Origin of the sequence: Fictibacillus sp. UD (assembly GCF_043558025.1) — a bacterium.
Classification (GTDB): Bacteria; Bacillota; Bacilli; order Bacillales; family Fictibacillaceae; genus Fictibacillus.
This window is the reverse complement of record NZ_JARUHH010000008.1, coordinates 87099-113710: the sequence shown is the minus strand read 5'-3', so window position 1 is coordinate 113710 and position 26612 is coordinate 87099. Positions and strand designations below refer to the sequence as shown.

Here is a 26612-nt window from a genome sequence, read left to right as displayed (position 1 = left end):
ACGAGCGCAAAATGAGATTTACGAGCGCAAAATGAGATTTACGAGCGCAAAATGAGATTTACGAGCGCAAAATGAGAATACGGACCTGAACTATGACTTCAGACCTACAAATTTTCAATAAAAAAAGGATTTTTTTCGACAGTTACCGAATATATGTTTCATAAATCGTATTTTCATAAAAGAAAGAGGAACATCTTATGAAAGAGACATTTGACTTGATTGACTATGCTTTGCAAAAAAGTGGACTTGAAGAGCTTAAAGATCCAACGCAAGTCCAATACTTAGGCGAAGGAGCTTGGCATTATGCATATCTCGTTCAGCTGCGCATAGGTGACCCAGTGGTCGTTCGATTCCCTAAAGCAGAAGCATACGGCAGAAAAATTGAGTTTGATGAAGCGGCTTCTTATGCCGAATATGCCGGTACAAAAGCCTACTATGAGCTAGCTAATTCCGTTAAGCCTGGAATATGCCCAGAATTCTTTTACTACCATGTAGAAAAAGACAAAACGTTTACGGTCGAGTCGTATGCAGGTAAAGCCATAAAACTAGAACATTTTACATATGTAGAGGCGTTCCAAGTCGGCGCGGAATTAGGCGAGTTCTTCAGAAATATGAATACCGCAAAACATGGGTTAAAAGGCTTTGGTTATCTGCAATGGAACGGGAATAAAATTGAAGGTCAGATCAAATCAAGTGCTTCTGCATTTATGAAAGAAGAGAACGAAGAGTATATCTCTGATTTTAAAAAATTTATGAATACTTATAATAGCTCTATACATCCAGCAGCTCTTATTCAGCTTCAAGAATGTATGAAGAATAGAGAGATTGATGAGCATAATATTACATTTGCAAATCAAGATACGTCCCCGGAAAATGTATTGATTCACCTTGACGGAAGAGTAAGTTTAATTGATCCTGTACCAATTTTATACAGCGGGGATTCATTAGCAGGAAACTTTCTCAATAACTACCGAACACTGTTTCCGACATTTTATAACGCGCCACGATACGCAAAACATGAATTTGATCGTTTTGAAGACAGATTGCACAGAATGGCAGATGGATTTTTAGAAGGATACTCTAATGGCGACCTTATTGTAAAACAGAGAGTGAAACAAGAAGAGTTCATTCAGTTGACAAGTTTAGCTGCATCGCATTGGGAACTGCTCCAGTCTGATGAATTAACGTCTGAACAAAAAATTCGTTACGGAGAAAGGGAGGCAATCGCCAACCGAATACCGGTACTTGTGAAAAGGATTGAAGAATTTCAGTGGACTGATGAAAAAAGTGGAACAAAGTTAGCATAACTGGCATAGCATGGGCATAATCTTAATTCAAAGCTGACAGTTGAACACTAAGTATTTTGTATAACTTTTATGATTTTTCAAAAAACGGTTGACTTTCTAAAACGTCTTCCTCTATAATCCTATTCAAGAACAAAACAAACATCAGCACGGTAATGTGTTAAACATAATTTAATTATCTCTTATCCAGAGAGGCGGAGGGACTAGGCCCGATGAAGCCCGGCAACCAACAAACCACATTTGGTTTGGAAAGGTGCCAATTCCTACAGATCGTTTTTGATCTGAAAGATAAGAGGAGGACCAAAACCCTCTTCTTAGGAAGGGGGTTTTTCTTTTTCCCCTTATTTTTCTTCAACATAAAACTTCACACCGTAATCCATTTTCATTTTAAAAATTGCATATGAGACAAGGGAAAAGTACTAACCTTTATCCCTAGTTTTCCTATAGATTTTATTAACTTAAATTCACAAAATACAAGGAGAGATTAACATGACAAAATCTTTTGACGGATACGACATTGAGACATTGCTTTTACACGGAGGGCAAGCGCCCGATCCAACGACAGGTTCGCGAGCAGTGCCAGTCTATCAAACTACTTCCTATGTTTTTTCAGATACCGATCACGCACAAAGTCTATTCGCACTTGATGAGCCTGGAAACATTTACAGCCGAATTGGAAACCCGACAGTGGATGTGTTTGAAAAAAGAGTAGCTCTCTTAGAAGACGGTGTTGCAGCGGTAGCTACTTCATCAGGCATGTCAGCCATCGCCCTAGCCATTCTTAATATCGCACATGCTGGTGATGAGATCGTTGCTGCTACAAATCTGTATGGCGGAACGTACAACTTATTTTCTACTACTCTACCGAAATACGGAATCAACGTAAAATTCGTTGATGCTGAAGATCCAGAGAATTTCCGAAAGGCGGTTACACCAAATACGAAGGCTTTTTTCGCTGAAACAATCGGAAACCCGAGCCTGAATGTTCTAGATATTGAAGCAGTAGCGGACATCGCGCATGAAAATGGAGTGCCGCTGCTCATTGATAACACGTTCGCGACACCATATGTAACAAAGCCTTTAAGCTGGGGAGCTGATATCGTCATCCATTCGGCTACAAAATGGATCGGCGGTCACGGAACAGCAATTGGAGGAGTGGTGGTTGACGGAGGACGTTTTAATTGGAACTCAGAAAAGTACCCGGGATTCACGGAGCCTGATAGAAGCTATAACGGACTTCGATATGCAAATGATTTTGGAACGTTGGCATTTGCAACGAAACTGCGTGTCCAGTTATTACGAGATTTTGGAGCTTGCTTAAGCCCGCATAATGCGTTTCTTCTTTTACAAGGTTTAGAGACGCTGCACTTAAGAGTAGAAAAACATGCAAAAAATGCGCAGGAAGTTGCGGAGTATCTTGAAAAACATCCAGCAGTCGATTGGGTGTCCTACCCTGGGCTAACATCTCACCGAAGTCATGAACTGGCTAAAAAGTACTTAAGCAACGGCTTCGGTTCAATCGTAAACTTTGGAATTAAAGGGGGACACGATGCAGGCCGCAAAGTAATTAACAACATTTCACTATGGTCACATGTTGCAAACGTGGGAGATGCGAAATCATTAATTATCCATCCTGCTTCAACAACACATCAGCAGCTAAGCGGTGAAGAGTTGCTAGCAACAGGTGTTACAGAAGAGCTCATTCGCTTATCGATCGGACTTGAATCGGTGAAAGATTTAACGAATGATCTTGATCGCGCCATTCAAGTCGCAACTGGCATTGGATCTGATAAAACAGAAATCACAATCAATGATGAAGGGGTCATTCGCTGGGCGCTGCAATCATCAATATACAGATCAACAGAGAACGGCCAAGAAATTCAACGGCCAAAGACACTTGCTATAGTGGGCTTAAGTTCAAATCCAGCAAGACCAAGTCACAGACTTGCAAGAAAAATGCAGCGCCTCGGATATAAGGTTGTTCCGGTTAACCCAAGAGAAACCGAAGTGCTTGATGAAGAAGCCTATCCAGATCTGAAGTCCATCCCGTTTCCAATTGACGTTGTTCAAGTGTTTAGAAGTCCTGAAGCAGCGGTTGAACTGGCGAAAGAAGCGGCTATTACTCAGCCGAAAGTGTTCTGGCTGCAAGAAGGCGTTATTTCACCAGAAGCAGCAAGGATTGCAAAAGATGCAGGGATTGATGTTGTTCATAACAGATGTACGTACAAAGAAGCTCAGCGTTTAAGAGGAACGATTGCAACATACGCTTGTGAATTATAAATGTTATTGATTAAAGGTGATTTTTGTACGATCTTCTTTGCAAGTTGATTGGAGTGCAAGATGCGAGACTCCTACAAGGAGCAGCGGGACAGGTGAGACACATCAAGTGCAAAGCAACTATGTGGCTCACCGCACGCCCCGTGGAAAGCGAACATTCTAGAAAGGAAATCAACCACTTCCAGAAGGAACATTAGAAACAGCTCAAAGACAAAGAGATAAAAGTGGAGGGAAACACATTATGAAAATTTGGCAGAAAATATCGCTGGTGGTAAGCATCGCTGGCGCATTGGTTTTAGCAGGCTGTTCAAGCTCTGCAAAAGAAGGAGAAAAACCTGAGAAAATCAGATTGGATTACGCATTTTATTCGCCAACAAGCTTAGCACTTAAAAAATTTGGCTGGGCAGAAGAAACGTTTAAAAAAGAAGGCATTGAAGTGGAATGGGTTCAGAGCCAGGGAAGCAACAAAGCACTTGAGTTCTTGAATTCAGATAGTGTTGATTTCGGATCTACTGCTGGTGCTGCTGCACTTATCGCAAAAGACAAAGGAGCACCAATTGAATCGGTTTACATCTATTCACAGCCTGAATGGACAGCACTTGTTGCTAAGAATGGTTCACCGATTAAGGATGTGAAAGACCTTAAAGGTAAAAAGGTAGCGGCAACTTTCGGAACGGATCCGCACATCTTCTTACTTCGAGCTCTTGCTGATGCTGGCCTTTCTGCAAAAGACGTACAAATCGTAAATCTGCAGCACGCAGACGGTGCCAACGCCTTACTAAAAGGGCAAGTGGATGCTTGGGCCGGCTTAGATCCGCATATGGCCAGAACAGAAGTAGAATCCGGTGCACAGTACATCTACCGTAACCCTGATTTTAATACGTATGGAACGTTAAACGTACGATCTGAGTTTGCAAAAAACCACCCGAAGCAGGTGGAACAAGTGATTGAGCTATACGAAAAAGCAAGAAAATGGACACTGGAAAATCCTGAAGAAGCAGCAAAACTTTTATCTGAAGAGGCGGGGATTAAAGAAGATGTCGCAAAAAAACAACTCCAACGAAATAACTTCTCGGAACCTGTTCCAGGATCACAGCACGAAAAAGCTATATCGGCTGCAGGCGAAGTTCTCCAGGCAGAAGAGATTGTCAAAAAAGATACTGACGTCCAAAAGCTTGTAAGTGAACTGATCAATCCAAAATACGCAGAGAAAGTAGTCAAAAAATAAAGAGTGAGAGGAGGAAGTGTCGATGATATCTGAAACACAAAAATGGAAATTGGGACAGAGAGCTTCCCCTCAAAAGCTCTCTACTTCAAAAGGATTATTTCAGATTGGCAGAGGATTTGTTTTAGGGTCCATTCTGCCTGTCATCCTTCTCATAGCCTGGGAGATTGCCGCTAGAGCAGGACTTCTTGCTCCACACCTGCTTCCGGCACCAAGCGTTATTTTAGAGAAAATAACGAGTATGTATAGAGACGGTTCTCTTTTTGGTCACGTGTCCATCACTTTGACTCGTGTCTTTCTAGGTTTCGCAATCGGTACAATAGCAGCAGTTGTGATTGGGGCGATCGTTGGTTACGCCAAAACGGCTGAACAGGTCTTAGATCCATTATTTCAAGCGTTCCGTTCTATTCCTTCTCTTGCTTGGGTACCGCTTTTTATTCTTTGGATGGGGATTGGAGAACCTTCAAAGATTTCATTGATAGCAGTGGGCGTGTTCTTCCCGGTGTATTTGAATATCGTGGCAGGCATTCAAGGCGTTGACCGTAAGCTGATCGAAGTAGGAAGAATTTATCAACTCACACCCTTTCAGTTAACGAAGCGCATTATCTTGCCAGCTGCATTGCCATCGTTCATCACAGGTATGCGAAGCGGACTGGGACTTGGCTGGATGTTTGTAGTAGCAGCAGAACTGATGGGAGCTAGTGAAGGGTTAGGCTATCTGCTTGTTGTCGGACAGAACACGTATTCACCGGACACGGTTATTGCGAGCATACTGCTGTTTGCCATACTCGGAAAAGGTACAGATGCGTTATTGAAATGGATTGAATATCGCTCGTTAAAATGGCAAGACAGCATAAACAATCAGGTGTAGAAGGAGGGGAAAAGGATGCTGAATGTAAAACGATTAAAACGAACGTTTAATAACGATCAAGCGGGGTTTCAAAACATCAACTTCTCTGTAGATAAGGGAGAAATCATTGGTATTTTAGGTACGAGCGGATGCGGTAAGAGCACGTTGCTACGAGTGTTATCGGGGCTTGATCCACATTATGAAGGCAAGATATCAAGTAATGAAGAAAGCAATGGAGTCGGTATGATGTTTCAGGAACCTCGCCTTCTGCCGTGGCTCTCAGTAAGCAAAAACATTTCATTCGGCTTAAAAAAAGAAGAAAGAACTTCTAATAAATATCAAACCTATTTAGACCTTGTTGGCCTTAAGGGTTTTGAAAATCATTATCCGAAAGACTTATCTGGCGGAATGGCGCAGCGGACTGCGATTGCCAGAGCGCTCATTACAGAACCAGAAGTTCTCCTTTTAGATGAACCGTTCAGTGCTCTAGATGCTTTTACAAAAATGCAGCTGCAAGATCTTCTATTATCGATCTGGCAAAAAAAGAAAACAACGATGCTCCTCGTCACGCATGACATTGACGAAGCGCTCTATCTATGTGATCGAATACTCATTTTAAAAGGTCAGCCAGGCGAGGTTTACGCTGAAGTCCTGGTCGAGAAACCAAAGCCTAGAACACGTGGAGATGCGTATCTATCCAAACAAAAAGCGCACATCTTAAATCTACTAAACGTCGAAAAGAAAGCTGCAGGTGATCCGCAATGACAAGACTAGCCACCATACAGCCAGTCGCTGGAACACACAATATTGATACAGATAGAGTCGATGTTCCTTTCTCATGGGACTTCGTAAAAGACAAATTCAACAGAAGACTAGACGGAAAAACAAACATGGCTTACGAATGTGTGGACCGTCATGTCGAAGAGGGCAGAGGAGAAAAGACGGCTCTCCATTATATAGATGATTCTGAAGAATACCGAATTAGTTACGAAGAGCTCAAGGAATCAACGGACGAATGGGCAGCGGTTCTAAAAAAGCATGGTGTGAAGAAAGGGGATTTTGTATTCGTATTCCTGCCTAAACACCCTCATTGTCACATTGCGATGCTTGCAGCAATTAAGCTAGGAGCCATTGTTGGACCTTTATTTGAAGCATTTATGTCAGATGCAGTAAGAGATCGTATCGCAGATTGTGAAGGAACGTTTTTAATTACGGATCGTGATCTTTATAAGCGAGTACCGCGTCAAGAACTGCCAAGTCTTCACACTGTGTTTTTAACAGATGGAGAAGGTGAAAATGGAGAAATCTCATTACTAGATGAGCTAAAGAACGTTGATAACACAGATTGTCTGATTGAATGGGTAGACCCGGAACATGGGTTGAACATCCACTATACGTCAGGTTCAACTGGGAAACCTAAAGGGATTATTCATGCTCATCGTGCCATGGGACAGCAATACTTAACAGGTCGCTGGGTCTTAGATATTACAGAAGATGATGTTTATTGGTGCACGGCACATCCTGGATGGGTAACAGGAACCGTTTATGGTGTGTTCGCTCCACTGTTGAACGGAGCAACGATTGTCGTTCACGGTGGCAGATTTAAAGCGGAAACGTGGTATGAAACACTGCAAAAAACAGGAGTGACCGTATGGTATAGCGCGCCTACAGCTTTTCGGATGATGATGGCAAAAGGAAATCAGCTGCCTGAGGAATACGATTTATCAAATCTCCGTCACATCTTGAGTGTGGGAGAGCCGTTGAATCCTGAAGTAATTTATTGGGGAAAGAATATACTTGGAAAAAGAATTCATGATACGTGGTGGATGACTGAAACGGGTGCACAGCTGATCGTCAACCTGCCGACCGAACCGATCAAACCGGGTTCAATGGGTAAAGCATTTCCGGGCATTTCAGTTTCGGTATTGGATGAAGACGGGAAAGAATTGCCTCCTTATTCAGTCGGTCACTTAGCGATTAAAGCACCATGGCCAGCCATTATGAGAGAGGTTTGGCAAAATCCTGAAAAGTATAACTCCTACTTTAGCTGGGGTGAATGGTATGTTTCAGGAGATCTTGCCTATCAGGACGAAGATGGATATATCTTTTTCCAAGGACGATCAGATGACATGATCAATTCTTCAGGAGAAAGAATCGGGCCGTTTGAAGTGGAAAGTAAATTAATTGAACATAAAGCTGTAGCAGAAGCAGGAGTCATAGGAAAACCAGATCCCATCCGCGGTGAGATCGTGAAAGCTTTTATTGTTTTAAAAGAGGGATACACACCAAGCAGTGAGCTTTTGGAAGAAATCCGTATCTTTGTCAGAGGTGAGCTTGCGGCACATGCTGCTCCTCGGGAGATTGAAGTGGTAGAAGAACTGCCAAAAACAAAGATCAGCGGAAAAATTTTGCGAAGAGAGCTGAAAGCCCGTGAGTTACAAAAACTTGCTTGAAACCACGAGAAAAATAGGTAAGGTGAGGATCGGCGAATTTGCTTTAGAGTCAGGCAAAGTTATTCGAGATGCGGAACTCGCTTATGAAAAAACAGGGAACACAAGCGGGCCTGTCATCCTGCTTTGTCACGCTTTGACTGGAAATCAATACGCGTTTGGATCAGAAGAAGATCCAGGCTGGTGGAGAGGATTGATTGGTTCCGATCAATACATCGATACCAATCAATTTCAAGTCATTACTTTTAATGTTTTAGGAGGATGCAGCGGTTCAACAGGTCCAACAAAGACCAACTCTGAAACGGGAGAACCTTACGGGAAGGTGTTTCCTTTTGTAACGGTTAGAGACATGGTGCGAGCACAGCGACAAGCACTCGGGATTTTAGGGATTCCTAGGCTTCTAGCCGTGATGGGTGGATCGTTAGGCGGGATGCAGGCTTTAGAATGGGCTGTTCAGTTTCCGTATTTTTTAGAAAAAGTATTTGTTTTTGCTGCTACCCCGTATTTAAGTGATTATGGTGTGGCCTTTAATAGACTTGCACTTCACGCGATTGAGAGTGATCCAGTATATAAAAGCGGTAATTACGATGGTAGCGACAGGTTAAAAGGCTTGGAGATTGCAAGAATGGCAGGGTTATTGACGTATCGCCAGCCTAAACTATTCAACGATCGTTTTAATCGGGAAGTGAAGGATACGGATGATGAAGGAAAGCCGTTTTTCCAAGTGGATTCCTACCTTACGTATCAGGGAGAGAAGCTGACCAAACGGTTTAATATCGACAGCTATGTTACTCTTCTATACGCAATGAACGCTCATGATATTGGGGATAGACTTGGAGGATGGGAGCGTGCAGCTTCGCAAATTCAAGCTGAAGTGCATGCGTTTGGTTATGAAGGTGATCTGCTATATCCTCCAGAAGCGATTGAGGATTTTGTAAAACATACGAGATTTGGAACGTATTATTCGATTCAAACAGACTTTGGTCATGATGGATTTTTAGTTGAATTTGAAAAATGGGGACCTTATGTGAAGGAAGCATTGAGACAAGAAAGGAGGCTGCAATATGGCACCTATTAAAGCGGCGTTGCTCGGGTTTGGAACCGTCGGCCAAGGTGTATATGAAGCACTGAAAACACATAGTGAACAGCTTAAGGCAGTTTTGGGTGAAGAGGTTGTGATTGAAGGAATCCTTGTAAAAGACGGATCAAAAAAACGTGATGTGGATGAACATGTTACAGTAACAACAGACTTTGAAGAGATCCTGGCAATTGAGGGACTGCAGATCGTGTTTGAAGCGATTGTAGGAGAAGAGCCTGGCTTTACTTACTTGAGCCGTGCCCTTGAAAAAGGGTGCCATGTTATCACAGCGAACAAAGTGATGTTTGCGAGATATGGAAGGACATTGCTGGATAAGGCGGAACAGCTAGAACGCTTCGTTGGTTTTGAGGCAACAACGGCTGGTGGGACACCAATTATCCGCAGCATCGCACAGCTGCTGCAAGTAAATGAAATTCATTCCGTTGAAGCTATCCTTAATGGCACCTCCAACTATATTTTAACAAATATGAGGGAAAAGGGATTAGCATTCCATGATGTCTTGAACTCTGCACAGAAGCTCGGGTATGCAGAAGCTGACCCTGCAAGTGATGTAGAAGGTTATGATGCTTTTTATAAGTTAATGATCCTTAGCGAGTTGTCGTTTGGTGAGTCGCCAGAATGGGAGGACGTTGAACGTAAAGGAATAACAGAAGTAACCTCAGAGCAGATCGCTGTATTTAAGGACTGGGGCTATAAGGTAAAGCATTTGGCGCGGATCCGACGTGACCGCGACCAATTCATTTCTTCTGTCAAACCTGTATTGGTTGATGCAGCTCACCCTTTGTATGGGGTAGAAGATGTTCAAAATGCGATCATGGTTGAAACAAGTCTTGCGGGTAAAGTAACGGTTCAAGGAGCAGGGGCAGGAAAACTTCCAACGGCAAGCGCCATGGTGGAAGACTTGACCTATGTGCTTCAATCTAGTTCTTCATTCGTTAAAAAGAAAAAATCAGCCTCTATTGCAGCAGCCGTAAGCAGTGAGAATGCAGACTCTACGTTAGTTGGAGAATATGTTGTCATAGGCTCTTCTGTAGGATTTCATGGAACAGATGAAGTAGAGATCTTAAAACAAGAAGTAAAAGGTGATACCGTATATTTGCTGATTAAATGTCAAGTGAATACAGCTTCTTTGTTAGAAGAAAATCCGGACCTTGTTGTTTATGAAGTCGCAGGAAAGGTGAAGAAGGCAGAGGGAAGGGCTGTGCAGAAGGATCTGCTGTTGAAAAAAGTAATAAATTTATAGGTTGATAGAAGCAGTTTCATCAAGTGGATTATACGAACATTGCAGAGTGGCTCCTGCGATGTTTTTTTTGTGTAGGTTTCGTCGTGAGCGAGCATGAAAGTTCGTGAGCGCGCAAAAACCCCGCGAACGAGCAAATAAACTATAAAGACCTGCCCTCAATAGAGTGCAGGCCTTTTTTCTCTCTCTAGTTTCTCTCTCTGTTATCATACGAGGGGTTGTTAAAGCAAAAGGTTTTAACGCAATTGATTACATGGATAGATCAGCGCTTTTATTTCCACTCAGGAAATGAACTGATTAGCACCAGCCGTGTCCGCCGCCGTAACCACCGCACCAACAGCACCCAACGATGATTAACAAGATAAATAGCACAACGATTAGAGCGAAACTGTTTCCGTACTTATATCCCATTTAACCCACCTCCTTCTTTACAATGACAGAATATTAGCGGTACAAGTTAAAGGTTTGGGCGAAATTAGCCCATTTTTTCGGGACAAGAGCGGATAGGGCATTTTAACTATGGATGTATTTACCAAATTAATAATTTCTGTATAATTACTCTAAAAGGGGAGGCAACTTTACATGTACGCTATAATCGGATATCTAGATTTTGAATCAGAAAAGAAACTATGTGATTTAAGGGAAGGGATGAAGAGCCTGGGGATTGTAGGTCATGGCATGAGACCGCACGTTACTCTCGCTACACATCCAGAGGTAGAGATCGAAACGTTTAAACGTGATATGAAAAATTACTTTGAACATACGTCAGCTTTGCCTTTATTTTTTCCATCGTTAAGTATATTTTTGAACAGTGGAACATTATATGCCGCACCTACTAAAAATAAGGTTCTGACAGATTTTCATCAGCGATATCACGAACAGTTTAAGAACTATGTAGACCCTAAATCTTTGTATGCTCCTTCTAATTGGGTTCCTCATTGTACGATTGTAATGGACTTATCACATGAAGATTTAGTAAAGGCGTTTGACTATTCGGCACGAAACCTGCAGCCTTTTCATGCCACACTTGACAGCATCGCATTAATTAAACTTCAGTATGAAGCAGATGTTTGTACGAGTGTAAAAGATATATTGACGGTAAATCTGAATAAGGGATATGATTTGATATCGGATGATGTTTGAAAGTGAATACAGTATGGTTATACATATAATAGCGAAACAGAAAGGAATTAAGGTAGATGTGGAAAGAATTTAAAACATTTATTATGCGCGGCAACGTGATTGATCTTGCCATCGGAGTCATTATTGGAGCAGCCTTCAGTAAAATCGTCACTTCACTCGTGGATGATGTTATCATGCCGCCAATTGGTTTGCTGCTAGGAAAAGTGGATTTTAGCAATCTCTACATAAACTTGGGAAAAGGGGATTATTCCTCATTAGCTGATGCTCAAAAAGCTGGGGCTGCCACACTAAACTATGGCCTTTTTATCAATACGCTTATCAACTTTCTGATTATTGCACTTGTTATATTTCTTGTGGTGAAGCAAATCAACCGCCTTAAGAAAAAGGAAGAAGTGAAAGAACCGGATACAAAAGAATGCAAGTATTGCTTATCCACAATCCCATTGAGAGCAGTGAAATGCCAAAACTGTACAGCAGATTTAAACGATGATGCCGTTCTGAAACAGTCCTCTGAGTAAGAGGGCTGTTTTTGTTTTCAATTAAATCACAAATCTATCATGTTTTTACCATAGACATAATTACAATAAATGGTTATTTTTAAGGAAAAAGAATAGAGGTAGTTTGTATGGGGAATTTTCGAAAAGTTACGTGGATATTGACAGGACTATTTTTAGTTGTATTCTCTTTACTTTTGGGGCCAGATCTATTGGTAAAATACCAAGCGAGTCAGCAAGCAACACAGTTTTTAAAGTATGCTGCAAATCAAGATTTTGAAAAAGCGTTTGATCACGTTTATTTTTTTAATGGAGCTTATGATGAAGACGTAACGATTGAAGAGAACAGCGCAAGACGCAGCTGGGTAAGCCGTAATAAAAAACTGTTTATCGAAGGGACTTACCTGAAATCATACGATCATTTAAGTATACGAATGGATGACGGCTGGCCTAATGGAACTGTTGACATTGTTATGATGGAAAAAGGAAAAGAGAAGCACTATCCGAACGTATACATTTCTTTTAATAAAAAGAATAAGTGGCAGGTAGGCATGCTTCAATCCTTTCAAGAAAAAGACTGGGAAAAACCGTATAGCGGGCATGTTGTACAATAAAAAAGCTAATCCAGTGGGATCAGCTTTTTTATTCGTCTATTTTTTGATAAGTCCAATTTCAACGAGACGCTCGTATAAGAAGTCACCAGCTGTAATCGGTGGGTATTTCTCTGGGTTGTCTGCAGAAATACATGATGGAATGGTTTCGAGCAACGAGTTCGGGTAAGGGTGCACGAAGAAAGGCATAGAGTAACGAGATGTATTCTCGCCTTCAGGGTTTACCACTCGGTGTGTTGTTGCAGGAATCACTTCATTCGTAATGCGTGAAAGCATGTCACCAGCGTCAACGATGATCTGTCCTTTTTCAGCTTTAACCGGTACCCATTCTCCTTCGCGTGTAAGAAGCTCAAGACCAGAAGCTGTTGATTCTACTAAAAGTGTGATCAAGTTGATGTCTTCGTGTTCACCTGCACGAATGGCACCTTTATCCATAGAATCATCAAGCGGCGGGTAGTGAATGGCACGAAGGATGCTGTTGCCGTCTTGGATCATGTCTGCGAAAAATCGTGGTCGCAGATCCATTTGAATCGCTAGTGCTTCAAGCATGTTGCGAGCAACACGCTCAAGTTCACGATAGAAGTTCAACGCGTACTGGCGAAGTTCAGCAACTTCCTCAGGCCATACATTTGCAGCATAATCACTGGAAAGCGGGTGGCCGACAGGAAGCTCTTGACCCACATGGAAAAACTCTTTTAAGTCTCCAACTTTACGATTCTTCGCATGCTCTTTCCCAAAACCAGTGTATCCACGTGCACCGCCTTCAACACCCTCATACTTCGCTTTAATAGCTGTATCAAGAGTAAAGAACTTTTCCCATAGTTCATAGTTCTTTTCAATCAGATGTGTATTCACACCATGGCCTTCTAAAATGATGAAGCCCGTTTCTTTTAAACCTGCTTCAAATTGAACAGCAAATTCTTTTCGCTGATGGGATGTACCATGTGTAAAGTTTTTTAAGTTCAGTGTTTTTACGAGTGAAGCAGATAAAGTAGACATATTGTATAGCCTCCTAGACTTTTATGTAATCGCTTTCAAACTCTTTACATTTTATCATAAAAGTTTTCTGTGACAATAACTATTTATAGGAATAGTACTAATGCTTATCTAAAGTATGATGAAAATGAAAGATATTGGAAGTGGAAGGCGGAATCATTTAGCTTATATGCTACAATGAAGCTATTATTTTAATCGGAATTGGAGGGTGAAAGTATGACTTATTCTGTGAAACTCTCTGTTCGATCGCTAGTTGAATATGTTTTTCGATCAGGGAGTATTGAATCTGGATTTAAGTCGACCTCCTCTTTAATTGAAGGGACTAAAGCCCATCAAACGATACAAAAAACATATGAAGAAGCGGATGCAGCAGAGGTGTTTCTGCAAACTAGCTATCTACATGAGGATATGGAATACATGATAGAGGGACGCTGTGACGGTCTTCTATTGCGTGATGAATCCGTTACAATCGATGAAATCAAATCAACCGCTCGGAATTTAAACGAGATTACGAGAGAATCCTATCCTGTTCACTGGGCTCAAGCGAAAGTCTATGCCTACATATACATGGAAAGAGAAGACAAAGACAAAGTAACCGTACAGCTCACATATGTTCAGGTCGATTCGGGCGAACAAAAGAGGTTTCAGGAAGATGTAACCTTTCAGGAGCTTGAGGATTTTATGCTTCAGCTTGTGAAAAGCTATGCTCCATATGCGAAGCTAAGACTGCATAATCTGCAAAAAAGAAATGACAGTATTCGGGATGTAGCTTTTCCCTTCGCTGCATACCGAAACGGACAGCGTAACTTTGCTGGTGCTGTCTATAAAACGATCGCTGATAAAAAGACACTTTTTGCGAATGCACCAACAGGCACCGGCAAGACGATTTCGACACTTTTTCCTGCAGTTAAAGCCCTTGGAGAGGAAAAAGCAGAGAAAATCTTTTATTTAACAGCTAAAACGCTCAATCGTAAGAATGCTGAGGAAGCGCTAGTGTTAATGAAGAAGAAAGGATTGTTTCTGCAAAGTACGACCATCACCGCAAAAGATAAGGTGTGCTTCAAAGAGGAAACGCGCTGTGAATCGGCGTATTGTGAGTTTGCTGATGGATATTATGACAGAATCAACGGCGCTGTGCTTGATATCTTGAAGAACGAGACGGTTATGGATCGCACCGTTATTTCGGACTATGCCCAAAAGCATAAAGTGTGTCCATTCGAGTTTTCTATTGATCTTGCCTATGCTGCAGACGCTGTGATCTGTGATTATAACTACGTTTTCGATCCTCGTGTCTCTTTTAAACGCTTGTTTGAAGAACAGAAAAAGCGTACCGTACTCTTGATGGACGAAGCTCATAACTTAGTGGATAGGGCGCGCGGCATGTATTCAGCCGAGATTATAAAATCTTCTTTTTTGCAGCTTTCCCGTGATTTTAAAGGAAAGCATGATGGAGTTTGGAGAACAGCTAAAGCAGTAAATGATGAATTTTTGAAATTGAAAAAAGAACATGGAGAAAAAGAAGCCGCTGTGCCTGATATGCCAGAAGAGCTAGTGGGATGTCTCGAGGCATTTATGGTCCAAGCTGAACAGCTGCTAGCCAGCGGGGATAGTGACGAGCGTTTGTTGGAAACCTTTTTTGAAGCACTTCAATGGGTGAAGATCTCTCAATTTTATGATGAACGATTTGTTACGTTCATCTCCGTTTTCAAGAGTGAAGTGAGCATTCGTTTGTTCTGTATGGATCCATCAAAGCTGCTTTTTCAAACAGGTAAGAAGTACGGTTCACGTGTCTTTTTCTCGGCAACGCTCTCACCGCTTTCTTATTTTCGTGAAATGCTTGGAGGAGAGGAAGAAGATTATGTAATTCGGATGCCTTCTCCTTACGAAATGGATCAGCTTGATGTTTTCGTTCAGCCACTTTCCACACGTTATAAAGATCGTGAACAATCCATAGAGCCTATTGCAGAAATGCTTATGGATTTATCAGATAAACGGCCAGGTAACTACCTTGTCTTTTTCCCATCATACAGATACATGACGGATGTCTATGAACGGTTGTTAGAAAAGGATCCGCCATTTCATCCTATTGTTCAGCATCCAGGTATGACAGAGGAAGAACGAGAAACGTTTTTAGCTCATTTTGATTCTGTAGAGGAGAAATCTCTTGTGGGATTCGCTGTCATGGGTGGGATCTTCTCAGAAGGAATTGACTTAAAAGGGGACAAGCTCACCGGTGCAGTGATTGTAGGGGTTGGACTGCCGCAAGTTGGATTAGAACGTGATACGATGAAGAATTATTTCCAGAGTGCGGGCAAGAACGGTTATGATTTTGCGTATGTGTATCCTGGAATGAACAAAGTACTTCAAGCTGGTGGACGCGTAATCCGATCAGAAGAGGACCGGGGGACGCTCGTTCTCGTTGATGACCGGTTTCTGACGAGGAAGTATATGGAGATGCTGCCAGAGGAATGGCGTGATTTTGTGGTGTTGGATAGATAATTAGTTAGGTGGAATTGTCGAAAAGCCTATAAAATAATTTGAGGGCCTATAAATAAATTTGAAGGACTATAAAATAATTTAAAGGCCCATGAAAAATTTTGAAGGACTAAAAATTCATAACAAGGGCCTATAAAAGATTTCCAACAGTTTATCGTCAGCCTAGAAAATGGGTTTATACATAAAAACACTTGGAGACCCGCTCCAAGTGTTTCTTTTTATCGTTTAAACAGCCCTGCATTTAAAAAAGGCACTCCAAATGTATCAGCAGGCTGTGTAATTTCTTTCATCTTCCGCAATTCGATCTCTGTAAACTCAGAAAAAACTTCCCGCATCCGTTCAAACGTGTAGCCAAGACCTCCTTGCATCGAGCGATCCCTATAAACATCCTTGTCAGGGATATCCAACCCCATTCCAACCGCGTCAAAGCAAGTAATGGCAAAATGTCCGCCATCTTTTAAACAGTTGTTTAATAGATTCAAATAGCTAACACGTCTATGAGGGGGAACGTGGTGAAAGCAGCCTGAATCATAGATTAAGTCATAATCATGAAGAGGCAGATCCAGCTTAAAGATGTTACCTTGTATAAAGTTCACATCCACTCCTTTTTCAGAGGTGCGTTCACGAGCCCAATCTAGACCTTCACTAGAGAGATCTACCGCATCTACTTCAAATCCCAGCTGCGCAAGAAAGATTGCATTGCGTCCGGGTCCGCAGCCGAGTTCTAATACGCGGCCAGGCTGAATCCATCCACGCTCCACATAGTTCACTAGATTTTCATCAGGTGCTTCCACAAAAAAAGGAATCTTTTTATTTCGATCTTCATAAAAAGAGTTCCAGAAGGTGCCTTCATCACGCAAGAGAGAGTCTAGCATGTCGTAAATATGTTCATTTTTTGTGATCAAATCTGTCAAAACATCTTCCGCCTTTCTATTAAAAAATAGCGATCTGACTGACTGGATAGCATACCTCTATTTTACCAAAAAATAGATTATAATAGAGGTGTTCAGACTAAAAAAAGAGGTGAGGAAATTGACAAAAACAGAGGATATTACGTTAAAAAAAGCAGGTTCTGAAGATGTTTCAGGAATTGCCAGAGTATGCCGAGAAGGATGGAGAGCAACGTACGGCTATTTAGAAGACGAAGCGTATGTAAACCGAGTGATAGAAGAGTACTATAACGAGGATCGTATCTTAAAAGAAGTGACGGAGTTCAGCGATTATTGGCACGGTTACTTTGTGGCGAAAGAGGATGGACATGTGGTGGGAGCGATCGGCGGGGGAACGACAGGAGAAGAAACAGGAGAGATCTTTGTGTTTTACATGGATCCAAACAAAAGAAACCTCGGAATAGGAAGTCAGCTGTTAAACTACTACACAGACTATCAAAAAAGTTTAGGGATAAAGAAACAGTGGCTATCTGCTCAGAAAGATAACGAAAAAGGCATTCCATTTTATGAAGCAAAAGGATTTGTTAAACAATCAGAAAAGGTTAGCGAAGGCAGCGATAAATACATATCTATTCGATACATGCGAGAAATATAAAAAGCCCCTTAATGGAGGAGCTTTTTTTGCTTGACTATTATTGCATTGAAAGTAGTTAATTTCCGCTCCAGGTGCTTCGCTTTCCGCGGGGCAGGCGGTGAGCCACATTCGTACGTTTCACGTATAAGTGTCTCACCTGCCCACCTGTCCCGCAGGAGTCTCGCACCTTATGCTCCAATCAACTTGTCAAAGAAGATAGTAAACAAAGCATTTTTTAGAGCAGTCTTTAAATTAACCCTCTATCCCTTTCTTCCGCAAAAGCAACGATTGAAAGTCCATACTTCCGCCAGCTACTGAAACGATGTGAAAGTCTAGCACCTCAAAAAGAGGAGAAACCACCTCTACTAGATCGTCATCTGTATAAAACGAAAAGAACCGCTTTGGAATATACGAATCTTCTTGCCATACGCCCTCAGAATCCTTTCCGCCGTATACGCCCATGTAGAACAAACCATCCTCTGCTAAGACAGTATGAATGTTCTTAAGTACCGCAGGCAGACTTACTTTTGGAACATGAAGCAGCGTATTCATCGCCCATACTGCATCAAAAGATTCAGCATCAAAGTTTAATGTGTAATAATCCATCACTTCTGCTTTTAAACCTTTTGCACGGCATGTTTCTACCATGTTTGGTGAGAGGTCGATGCACGTTACATCTAAGCTGTGATCTGATAAGTATTTACCATGCTGACCAGATCCTGCTCCAATATCAAGAACAGTTTGGCTGCTTTCATTAGTAAGAGCTGAAATAAAAGAATTCAGCTCACTAACCTTCCAACTCTCTATTTCTACTTTATTGCGTAAATCGGCTTGTTCGTTGTAGCTTGCTTTCAGACTTTCCTTTAACAAAAGATCCATGAAGTTCTCTCCTTTATCTTTACCTGAAAATCATCTTCAAAAGCAAAACAATGTAATCATTATAGCGGAAGATGTCGAACTGGTAAATTTTAAAATGAAAGAATATTCTGCAAAGGAAAGCCCTTACATCCTCTTAATCCATTGCTGTATCTAGTAACTAGTAAAATAGTTGTGTTCTGAATGACCCCTTGAAACAGGGGATAACTGCCTGTAGAATGTTAAGAAATTTAAATTTCAGAAAAATCAAACGAAAGAGGGAGGATAACCATGGCACGTTCAGCAATAAAAGCAGTACCTTCACCAAAACCGTCACAGCCTGAGAACAACAATAAAAACATATTTAATCGGCTATTGGACTGGGTAGAGAAAAACGGAAATAAGCTTCCGGATGTTCTCACTTTGTTTGTAATCATTACAGCGATTATTCTGTTAGGTTCGTTTGTTGCTGGAGTGACTGGCTGGAGTGCGGTAAATCCTGCTAATAACGAAAAAATTACAGCGGTAAATCTATTAAACGAAGAAGGCATTAAGAGGATGCTCACAGAACTCGTCAGCAACTTTGTGAATTTCCCGCCGCTTGGACTTGTTCTCGTTGTCATGCTTGGGGTAGGACTAGCTGAGTCAACAGGCTTGATCTCAGCCTTCATGCGCAAAGTTGTACTAGCCTCACCAAAAGCGCTTATCCTGCCAATTATCGTTTTTATTGGAGTCGTAGGAAATGCAGCCGCTGATGCCGCACTAATCGTGCTTCCGCCAGTAGCTGCAATGGTATTCCTCACACTTGGACGTCATCCGATCGCAGGACTTGCAGCGGCTTATGCAGCAGTAGCCGGCGGATTTAGTGCCAACATTATTATCAGCATGCTTGATGTGATGCTCGCCGGATTTACAGAGTCAGCGGCACATCTTCAAGATAAAAACTATAAGGCAAACCCAGCGATGAACTATTACTTCATGCTTGCCTCAACATTCGTTCTTTTACCAGTCGCGGTATGGGTAACGACAAAGATCGTTGAACCAAGGCTTGGTGAATATCAAGTCCCGGATGATCTTGAAGTGAAGAAACAAGCTTTATCTTCTGAAGAAAAAAGAGGACTGAAGTGGGCTACGATTTCTCTACTAATCTACACTATCATCATTTTGCTTGTAACAGTCCCAAAAGGTGCGATGCTTCGTCATGCTAAAACGGGTGAGCTGATCGATTCACCATTTATGGATTCACTCGTTCCCATCATGCTTCTGTTCTTCTTAATCCCTGCAATGGCTTACGGGTTTGGATCAAGAGTGTTAAGAAATGACAAAGATGTTGCCGAACATTTAACAAAGGCAATGAGCGGCATGGGATACTATATCGTGCTTGCCTTTATTGCGGCTCAAATGATCGCTTATTTTAGCTGGAGCAATTTAGGATCAATCATCGCAATTACCGGAGCTGACTTTTTAAAAGAATCAGGGTTTACCGGTCTGCCACTGCTTCTCGCCTTTATCCTTTTTACAGCACTCGTGAACTTTCTGATTGCCAGCTCATCTGCTAAGTGGGCGATATTAGGGCCGGTTTTCGTTCCGATGTTCATGGCTTTAAACTACAGTCCCGCCTTCACACAAATGGCATATAGAATTGGAGATTCCATCACAAATACGATTACACCGATGCTTGCCTATTTTGCAATTTTGCTTACGTTTGCTAAAAAGTTCGATAAAAACATGGGGATGGGAACGCTCATATCTGCTTTACTTCCATACTCAATCGCATACACAATCTTTTGGTGCATCTTATTTACCATCTGGTACGTGCTAGGACTTCCATTAGGACCTGGCGAATATATAAACATGTAGATTTTATAGAAGGAGTGAGCAGGTTTGGAACAGTTATTCAGCCGATTGGCTAATTATGAAAACGAAATGGTTGAGATTCGCAGACACCTTCATCAAAACCCTGAACTTTCATTTGAAGAAGTCGAGACACCCGCCTTTATTGCTGCGTATCATGAAAAGTTAGGGCTAGAAGTTCGTACAGAAGTCGGCGGCAGGGGGGTTGTTGCAACGTTAAGAGGCGGTAAGCCAGGTAAGACTGTTGCCCTAAGAGCTGATTTTGATGCACTACCGATTCAAGAGGAAAATGATTCTCCATACAAATCGAAAGTGCCAGGTGTCATGCATGCTTGCGGTCATGACGGTCATACGGCAACATTGCTTGTATTGGCCAAAGTTTTAACAGAAATGAAGGATGGTCTCGAAGGAAATGTCGTATTTATTCACCAGCACGCTGAAGAACTTGCGCCGGGCGGAGCCATTGCGATGATTGAAGACGGATGTCTAGACGGAGTTGATGTGATTTACGGCACACACCTTTGGGCAACGATGCCAACAGGAACGATCGGTTACCGTACCGGTCCAGTAATGGCAGCCGCAGATTCCTTCACTATAAAAGTTCAAGGTAAAGGCGGACATGGTGCGCAGCCGCATAAAACAAAAGACAGCATCGTGATTGGGGCGCAGCTTGTTTCAAACCTGCAGCAGATCGTGAGCCGTCGAGTTAATCCATTGGACGCAGCGGTTGTATCTGTTGGTGCTTTTGAGGCAAAAAATGCATTTAACGTGATTGCAGATACGGCAAAGCTAACAGGAACGGTCCGGACGTTTAAGGAAGAAGTTCGTGTAGCGATTGAAGAGGAGATCGACCGTATCGCAAAAGGTACTAGCCTTGCTTCTGATGCATCCTATGAATATGTATTTAAACGTGGTTATCCTGCCGTTGTTAACCATAAAGAAGACACAGAATTCGTTGTAGATGTAGCGAAAAGGGTTCCAGGTATAGTGGAATTAGAGGAAATCGAGCCGCAGATGGGAGGAGAAGATTACGCATATTATTTGGAAAAAATCCCTGGCACCTTCTTCTTTACGGGAGCTGAAGACACAGCGTGGGAGGAGACATACCCGCACCACCATCCAAAGTTCAAGATTAACGAAGATGCTTTACTGATAGCTGCCAACCTGCTAGGTGCTGCAACACTTACGTATTTAAAACAAAATGCCGAGAAAAAAGTAGAGTTAACAAAATAGGAAGCTAGGGAATCTGCTTTGAGGACGATCTAGGAATGAGCGTGAAATCAACATCCCTCTAGTTTAGTAGTGTGAGAAATGAGGCTAATCGACCCAAATGTGTCGGTGCCTCTTTTTTTGTTTTTTAACAGTGTACAAAAGTTCAATCTGTTCGCCTCGAACGTACAAGATAAATATATCCAAGGTAATCTAACTTTTATCCAAGGTAATCCAAATTTTATCCGCGGTAATTCAATTTATATCAACGGTAATCCATTTTTTATCCGCAGTAATGGTTTTCTTTCGAGGTAAGGCCCACGAAATGAAAGGAGCATTAAACTGTAATTTAACTTATTTGGAAAAATCACTTGTCACCTAATAAAGATTCATTTTATAATAATAGTGTAATATTACACTATTCGTTTAGGTGGGAGTGCTGTAAATGAAACGAAAATTTATTGTGTTCGGAATTTCTTTATATGGCTTGGCTCTCTTTTTCAGTGTTTCTGCATACTCACAACAGCAAAAAACGATTATTGTTGAAGATGCTGGACGATTGATGCCTACAAAAATGAAGGTGGTCAAAAGCTCGGGCTCAACTCGTGATCTCCAAAAATGGGTTAAAGAAGAAGAAACAATATCAATTGCAGGCATGCAGCACAGTCAAGGTGGCCATACCCTGTATCCGAACGGAACGCTCCTAGATATGAAGAGCTACAATGAGATTCTAAACTTTAATCCTAAAGATAAAAAAATTACAGTTCAAAGCGGAGCAACTTGGGCAGACATTCAAGAAAAAATTAATCCTTATGGGTTGTCTATTAAAATGATGCAGTCGCAAAACATATTTACGGTAGGCGGGTCATTAAGTGTAAACGTTCATGGGCGTGATATACGTTACGGTTCATTGATAGATACGGTTGATTCCTTCCGGCTGCTCAAATCGAACGGTGAAATAATCAATGTGAGTAGAACAGAGAATAATGATTACTTTCCTTATGTAATCGGGGGCTACGGTCTTTTCGGAATTATTTTAGATGTAACCCTTCAATTGGCAGAGGATGAACTTTACAAGCACCGTATTGCAACGATGGATTATCAGGAATATGAAAGTTACTTTAATCAGTACGTGAAGAATGATAAAGATGTGAAAATGCACGTAGCTCGATTATCTGTTGCGCCGAACTCTTTTTTAAAAGAAATGTATGTAACCGATTATGTGCTGGTGGAGGATCAAAATGAGCTAAAAAAGTTTTCAACATTAAAAGAGGAAAAAATGGTAGCACTGCCTAAATTTATGCTGGGCATGTCACGTTACAGCGGCTGGGGAAAAGACGTGTTTTGGGATATTCAGAAAAAGTACTTTGTGAAAAGCGATGGCAAGTATGAAACTAGGAACAACGTGATGAGATCGGATAGTGCGTTTATGGAATATGAAAATCCAAACCAGACAGAAGTGTTGCAAGAATATTTTGTTCCTGTAGATCAGTTCACAGATTATATCGATGATTTACGAGGTGTATTGGAAAAAGAAGAATTAAATGTATTAAATATCACGATACGCTATGTTGAGCATGATGAGGATGCTGTCCTGTCATATGCCAAGGACGATATGTTTGCTCTCGTGCTATTAATCAACCAAGGGCGATCAAAAAAAGAGATTCAAAGAACAGAGGATGTTATCCAGAAGATGATTGATGTGACGATAGAGCATGACGGCAGTTATTACTTACCTTATTATTCCTATCCGACGAATGCACAACTGAAAAAAGCGTATCCTCACATTGATGAGTTTTTTAATGTGAAACGACAGCTCGATCCAGAAGAGCGTTTCAAAAATCTTTTTTATGAGAGGTATGGACAATGAATTATCGCACATTCGTAACAGCCCAAAGCCTATTAATGACAGCGAGTTCTATGGTATTTCCTTTTTATCTGCTGCTCATTCGCAACATTGGAGACAGCTACTCACAATTCGGATTGGCTTACGGTCTTTTTGCACTTACTGGAGCGCTGGTTCATCCGGTTATCGGAAGACTTTCTGATAAAGTGGGAGATCGTTCCTTGATTCTATTTTACACATGGGGCATGGCCGGAATGATGCTTGTTGTGCCTATCATTAAAACGGTTGCTGCTCTATACATGCTGCAGATTGCAATGGGTATTTTAGGTGCTGTACAAAAGACAACGGAGAAAACAGCGCTCGTGAGGCAAACTCAAGGTTCCCAAACAGGTGAAAAAATCGGAAACTATCATCTTTGGACAAGTGTGTGGGGAGCAATAGCAGTCATGGCAACAGGCTATTTAGTAGATTTCCTGACGATTGGAAGTTTGTTTTATATCGCCTCATTCCTTTACATGGGTTCAGCTGTAATCCTCATGAAAGCATCTCCATTAAAATATTATGCCAATAATGAAAAGCCTGTGCAGCCATAAGCTGACAGGCTTTAGTTATACATTTTAAATAAGAGCAAAGTGATGACAAGACACTGTATAGCGAGAACGCCTATTTTTTTACGGGGTGTTTATAACCATTCCCTGAAATTCTACTAAAAATAGTCTCGAACGTAATAACGATTAAAAAAGTATAGATAAATCCAATAATTATATCTTCCATATTAATCACCTATTTGATTGGATCAGCATTCTATTAAATCATCTCTATTAATGGAGTCTCTCAAGTTACATCATCATTTTTTTCTTTTTTGCGCCAGTACTTCTGAATGAACTTCTTCACAATGTCTTTTCCTGCTAACAGCGCTCCTAGCCAAAAGAAAACTTCTCCGCCGATGAACAACCCACTTACGATCGCTGTTTTAAGCCCAGCACTAAACGATAAAAAGGGGATGACGGGTATTAAGATCCACAACACAAATGAGAGGACAATAAAAATAATTCCGATTTTCTTTTTCATGTTATACTCCTCCGCAATTAATTAACTGTAATACGTAAGAGTATTACTAAAAGTTCCCTCACCACAACACATTTAAAAACAACCATCAAATAATTAATTGGTCTATATTTCCAATAAGCTGCTAGTTGAAAATGTTTCCAAGTTTGGATAATGTTAAAAGTAAACTGGTGTAAGGAGTGGGGGATTCTTGAAAAAGGAACTTGTATATCAGAGCAGAGATAAAGAGATAGAAGTGTTCGAAGATGAATTTGGAAGTATAACACTAAAAGAGATGCCACATGAAGCTGCGGTTATGGTTGCATTGGAAAACGACTCATTAATCTTAATCAGCCAATATCGGCCAGCAGTGGAAGAAATCATAATCCAATTGCCAGGCGGAGGAATGAAGGAAAAGGAAGACCCTATGAAAGCTGCAAAACGAGAGCTGCTTGAGGAAACCGGGATCGTGTGTGGGGAGGCTGTATTTTTAGGTAGTATTCAGCCGAGTGCGTGCTTAAGCAACGTCATTACACATGTTTTTTTTACAAAGGAAATCATAGAATATAAATCTCAAAGACTTGAAAAAAAGGAAGCCACAATTCAAGCGTTTCATATTCCTGTAGAACGGGCATTTCATAATATTGAACAAGGCATCTGGAAAGACAGCGAAATGGCACATGGGTTGTTGCTAGCGAGATTGAAAGGATTGATCTAGATGAGCTGTTTAGGCTGTGATCTTGCAAACGCGAAATTACCTGTACATACGATTTGCGAAAATGAGCTCATAAATTGTTTTCTTGATATTGACCCTTTTAATGAAGGTCATACGCTGATCCTTCCAAAACGACATGTGAAGGAACTAACAGAATTGACAGATGAAGAAACATTGGCTGTCATGGAAGCGGCAAAGTACATATCTGAGAAATTAAACATGTGTTTAAAACCCGATGGGATTACGATTAACCAAAACGGGGGAAAATTTAGTGACTTAACGCATTTTCATATGCATGTTATTCCGCGGTATGAAAATGATGGGTTTACGTGGAGTGAGTCTCTAATAAAAGATGATGCCGATCAACGGTTAGCTGAAACCGCAGACAAGCTTCGGTGAGTCTAATCTTTTTAACTACAGAAAAAAGTGTGCCACAATGTGAACAAGGAGTGATTCTTTATGACAAGCAGTATTCATGATCGTGCCGTTCTGCATAATGGTGTTCAAATGCCATGGATCGGCTTAGGAGTCTATAAAGCTGAAGATGGTGATGAAGTGATTCAGTCCATCAAATGGGCGATTGATGCAGGATATCGCAGCATTGACACAGCAAGTTTGTACGAAAATGAAGCTGGTGTTGGACAGGCAATTGCAGAATCTAACGTTCCAAGAGAAGAACTGTTTATTACTACGAAAGTTTGGAACACCGATCAAGGGTATGAAAAAACACTTGCGGCCTTTGATGCAAGTTTAGAAAGACTGGGTCTTGATTATGTAGACCTTTACCTTGTTCACTGGCCGGTACCAGGAAAGTATAAAGAAACGTGGAAAGCCCTTGAAAAAATTTACAATGAAGGCCGTGCAAAAGCGATTGGTGTTAGTAACTTTAAACAGCATCATCTTGAAGATTTGATGGCAGAAGCTGAAATTAAACCTATGGTAAACCAGGTGGAGTACCATCCGCGTTTGTCTCAGGAAGATCTTTTATCGTATTGTAAAGAGCAGGGCATACAACTAGAAGCTTGGAGACCTCTTTTAAAAGGAGAAATCTTTAAAGAGCCGACCTTAGTGGAGCTAGCGGATAAGTACAATAAATCAGTTGCACAAATCATTTTGCGCTGGGATCTTCAAAACGGTGTTGTGACAATTCCTAAATCAGTAACAGAACACAGAATTCAAGAAAACATTGATATCTTTGATTTTGAGCTGACGAATGAGGACATGACACGCATTTCAGCACTTAATCAAGATAAACGGAACGGTGCAGATCCAGATGATCCGGAGTTTTATAAACAGTTTGAATAAAAATAAAATATAAATTGTCCTGTATATGGCTACAGGACAATTTGTTTTTTATCTAGCTTTTTTGTTGAAAAT

Annotated in this window: 24 protein-coding genes, 1 pseudogene and 1 riboswitch; of the genes and pseudogenes, 20 read left to right on the top strand and 5 right to left on the bottom strand. The window is 41.3% G+C overall.

Features of this window, described 5'->3' with window-relative positions:
• Positions 1–197: 197 nt before the first annotated feature.
• From P8610_RS14030 to P8610_RS13995, 8 genes are all read left to right on the top strand, one after another.
• Positions 198–1307: a hypothetical protein gene (locus P8610_RS14030; RefSeq protein ID WP_394604913.1), complete on the top strand. Its 1110-nt coding sequence runs from the start codon at positions 198–200 to the stop codon at positions 1305–1307.
• Positions 1308–1483: 176 nt separating this feature from the next.
• A riboswitch (SAM riboswitch) is annotated at positions 1484–1599 on the top strand.
• Positions 1600–1793: 194 nt separating this feature from the next.
• Positions 1794–3584, top strand: a complete 1791-nt coding sequence (locus P8610_RS14025; RefSeq protein ID WP_394604912.1) for a PLP-dependent aspartate aminotransferase family protein — start codon at positions 1794–1796, stop codon at positions 3582–3584.
• A 238-nt stretch (positions 3585–3822) separates the two neighbouring features.
• A complete protein-coding gene (locus P8610_RS14020; protein WP_394604911.1) occupies positions 3823–4809 on the top strand; it encodes an aliphatic sulfonate ABC transporter substrate-binding protein in 987 nt (328 codons plus the stop codon).
• 22 nt (positions 4810–4831) lie between these two features.
• Positions 4832–5677 carry an ABC transporter permease gene (locus P8610_RS14015; protein ID WP_394604910.1) on the top strand — a complete coding sequence of 282 codons (846 nt, stop codon included), beginning with the start codon at positions 4832–4834 and terminating at the stop codon, positions 5675–5677.
• 15 nt (positions 5678–5692) lie between these two features.
• A complete protein-coding gene (locus tag P8610_RS14010; RefSeq protein ID WP_394604909.1) occupies positions 5693–6421 on the top strand; it encodes an ABC transporter ATP-binding protein in 729 nt (242 codons plus the stop codon).
• Complete coding sequence (gene acsA / locus P8610_RS14005) at positions 6418–8109, top strand: acetate--CoA ligase (RefSeq protein ID WP_394604908.1); 1692 nt, start codon at positions 6418–6420, stop codon at positions 8107–8109. The genes P8610_RS14010 and acsA overlap by 4 nt, the downstream gene beginning before the upstream one ends.
• On the top strand, positions 8087–9184 hold the full coding sequence (gene metX / locus P8610_RS14000) for a homoserine O-acetyltransferase MetX (protein WP_394604907.1): 1098 nt from the start codon (positions 8087–8089) through the stop codon (positions 9182–9184). Before acsA ends, metX begins: the two co-directional genes overlap by 23 nt.
• On the top strand, positions 9171–10448 hold the full coding sequence (locus P8610_RS13995; RefSeq protein WP_394604906.1) for a homoserine dehydrogenase: 1278 nt from the start codon (positions 9171–9173) through the stop codon (positions 10446–10448). The genes metX and P8610_RS13995 overlap by 14 nt, the downstream gene beginning before the upstream one ends.
• A 294-nt stretch (positions 10449–10742) precedes the next feature.
• On the opposite strand, the gene P8610_RS13990 is transcribed toward P8610_RS13995, so the two are convergent.
• Positions 10743–10856: a YjcZ family sporulation protein gene (locus P8610_RS13990; protein ID WP_289496703.1), complete on the bottom strand. Its 114-nt coding sequence runs from the start codon at positions 10854–10856 to the stop codon at positions 10743–10745.
• Positions 10857–11027: 171 nt separating this feature from the next.
• Between P8610_RS13990 and P8610_RS13985 the strand changes: the two genes are divergently transcribed.
• The 3 genes from P8610_RS13985 (at position 11028) to P8610_RS13975 (ending at position 12696) form a co-directional block, all read left to right on the top strand.
• On the top strand, positions 11028–11588 hold the full coding sequence (locus P8610_RS13985; RefSeq protein ID WP_394604905.1) for a 2'-5' RNA ligase family protein: 561 nt from the start codon (positions 11028–11030) through the stop codon (positions 11586–11588).
• A gap of 56 nt (positions 11589–11644) precedes the next feature.
• Complete coding sequence (mscL, locus tag P8610_RS13980) at positions 11645–12106, top strand: large conductance mechanosensitive channel protein MscL (protein WP_394604904.1); 462 nt, start codon at positions 11645–11647, stop codon at positions 12104–12106.
• A 107-nt stretch (positions 12107–12213) separates the two neighbouring features.
• Positions 12214–12696 carry a hypothetical protein gene (locus P8610_RS13975; protein ID WP_394604903.1) on the top strand — a complete coding sequence of 161 codons (483 nt, stop codon included), beginning with the start codon at positions 12214–12216 and terminating at the stop codon, positions 12694–12696.
• Positions 12697–12732: 36 nt separating this feature from the next.
• Here the strand turns inward: P8610_RS13975 and P8610_RS13970 are convergent, their stop codons facing one another.
• Positions 12733–13692 (bottom strand): isopenicillin N synthase family dioxygenase, encoded by a 960-nt coding sequence (locus P8610_RS13970; protein ID WP_394604902.1) that lies wholly within the window; start codon positions 13690–13692, stop codon positions 12733–12735.
• Positions 13693–13905: 213 nt separating this feature from the next.
• On the opposite strand from P8610_RS13970, the gene P8610_RS13965 reads away from it, so the two are divergent.
• Positions 13906–16188, top strand: coding sequence for an ATP-dependent DNA helicase (locus tag P8610_RS13965; RefSeq protein ID WP_394604901.1), 2283 nt, complete (start codon positions 13906–13908; stop codon positions 16186–16188).
• A gap of 215 nt (positions 16189–16403) precedes the next feature.
• On the opposite strand, the gene P8610_RS13960 is transcribed toward P8610_RS13965, so the two are convergent.
• Positions 16404–17099 (bottom strand): class I SAM-dependent methyltransferase, encoded by a 696-nt coding sequence (locus tag P8610_RS13960; protein WP_394604900.1) that lies wholly within the window; start codon positions 17097–17099, stop codon positions 16404–16406.
• A gap of 118 nt (positions 17100–17217) precedes the next feature.
• On the opposite strand from P8610_RS13960, the gene P8610_RS13955 reads away from it, so the two are divergent.
• Positions 17218–17730 carry a GNAT family N-acetyltransferase gene (locus tag P8610_RS13955; RefSeq protein WP_394604899.1) on the top strand — a complete coding sequence of 171 codons (513 nt, stop codon included), beginning with the start codon at positions 17218–17220 and terminating at the stop codon, positions 17728–17730.
• A 231-nt stretch (positions 17731–17961) separates the two neighbouring features.
• On the opposite strand, the pseudogene P8610_RS13950 reads toward P8610_RS13955, so the two are convergent.
• A pseudogene (locus P8610_RS13950) lies at positions 17962–18594 on the bottom strand (class I SAM-dependent methyltransferase); the annotation flags it as partial.
• A 261-nt stretch (positions 18595–18855) separates the two neighbouring features.
• On the opposite strand from P8610_RS13950, the gene P8610_RS13945 reads away from it, so the two are divergent.
• From P8610_RS13945 to P8610_RS13930, 4 genes are all read left to right on the top strand, one after another.
• Positions 18856–20424 carry an AbgT family transporter gene (locus tag P8610_RS13945; RefSeq protein WP_394604898.1) on the top strand — a complete coding sequence of 523 codons (1569 nt, stop codon included), beginning with the start codon at positions 18856–18858 and terminating at the stop codon, positions 20422–20424.
• A gap of 24 nt (positions 20425–20448) precedes the next feature.
• Entirely contained in the window at positions 20449–21651 is a 1203-nt protein-coding gene (locus tag P8610_RS13940) for a M20 family metallopeptidase (protein WP_394604897.1), read from the top strand.
• Positions 21652–22072: 421 nt separating this feature from the next.
• Complete coding sequence (locus P8610_RS13935) at positions 22073–23497, top strand: FAD-dependent oxidoreductase (RefSeq protein WP_394604896.1); 1425 nt, start codon at positions 22073–22075, stop codon at positions 23495–23497.
• Positions 23494–24066 (top strand): MFS transporter, encoded by a 573-nt coding sequence (locus P8610_RS13930; RefSeq protein ID WP_394604895.1) that lies wholly within the window; start codon positions 23494–23496, stop codon positions 24064–24066. Before P8610_RS13935 ends, P8610_RS13930 begins: the two co-directional genes overlap by 4 nt.
• Before the next feature lie 241 nt (positions 24067–24307).
• On the opposite strand, the gene P8610_RS13925 is transcribed toward P8610_RS13930, so the two are convergent.
• Entirely contained in the window at positions 24308–24544 is a 237-nt protein-coding gene (locus P8610_RS13925) for a transporter suffix domain-containing protein (RefSeq protein ID WP_394604894.1), read from the bottom strand.
• Between the two features lie 187 nt (positions 24545–24731).
• Here P8610_RS13925 and P8610_RS13920 point away from each other — a divergent pair, with 187 nt between their 5' ends.
• The 3 genes from P8610_RS13920 to P8610_RS13910 are packed head-to-tail and all read left to right on the top strand — an operon-like array spanning position 24732 to position 26540.
• Entirely contained in the window at positions 24732–25238 is a 507-nt protein-coding gene (locus P8610_RS13920; protein WP_394604893.1) for an NUDIX hydrolase, read from the top strand.
• A complete protein-coding gene (locus P8610_RS13915; RefSeq protein WP_394604892.1) occupies positions 25239–25634 on the top strand; it encodes an HIT family protein in 396 nt (131 codons plus the stop codon).
• A 60-nt stretch (positions 25635–25694) separates the two neighbouring features.
• Complete coding sequence (locus P8610_RS13910) at positions 25695–26540, top strand: aldo/keto reductase (protein WP_394604891.1); 846 nt, start codon at positions 25695–25697, stop codon at positions 26538–26540.
• Positions 26541–26612: the final 72 nt, after the last annotated feature.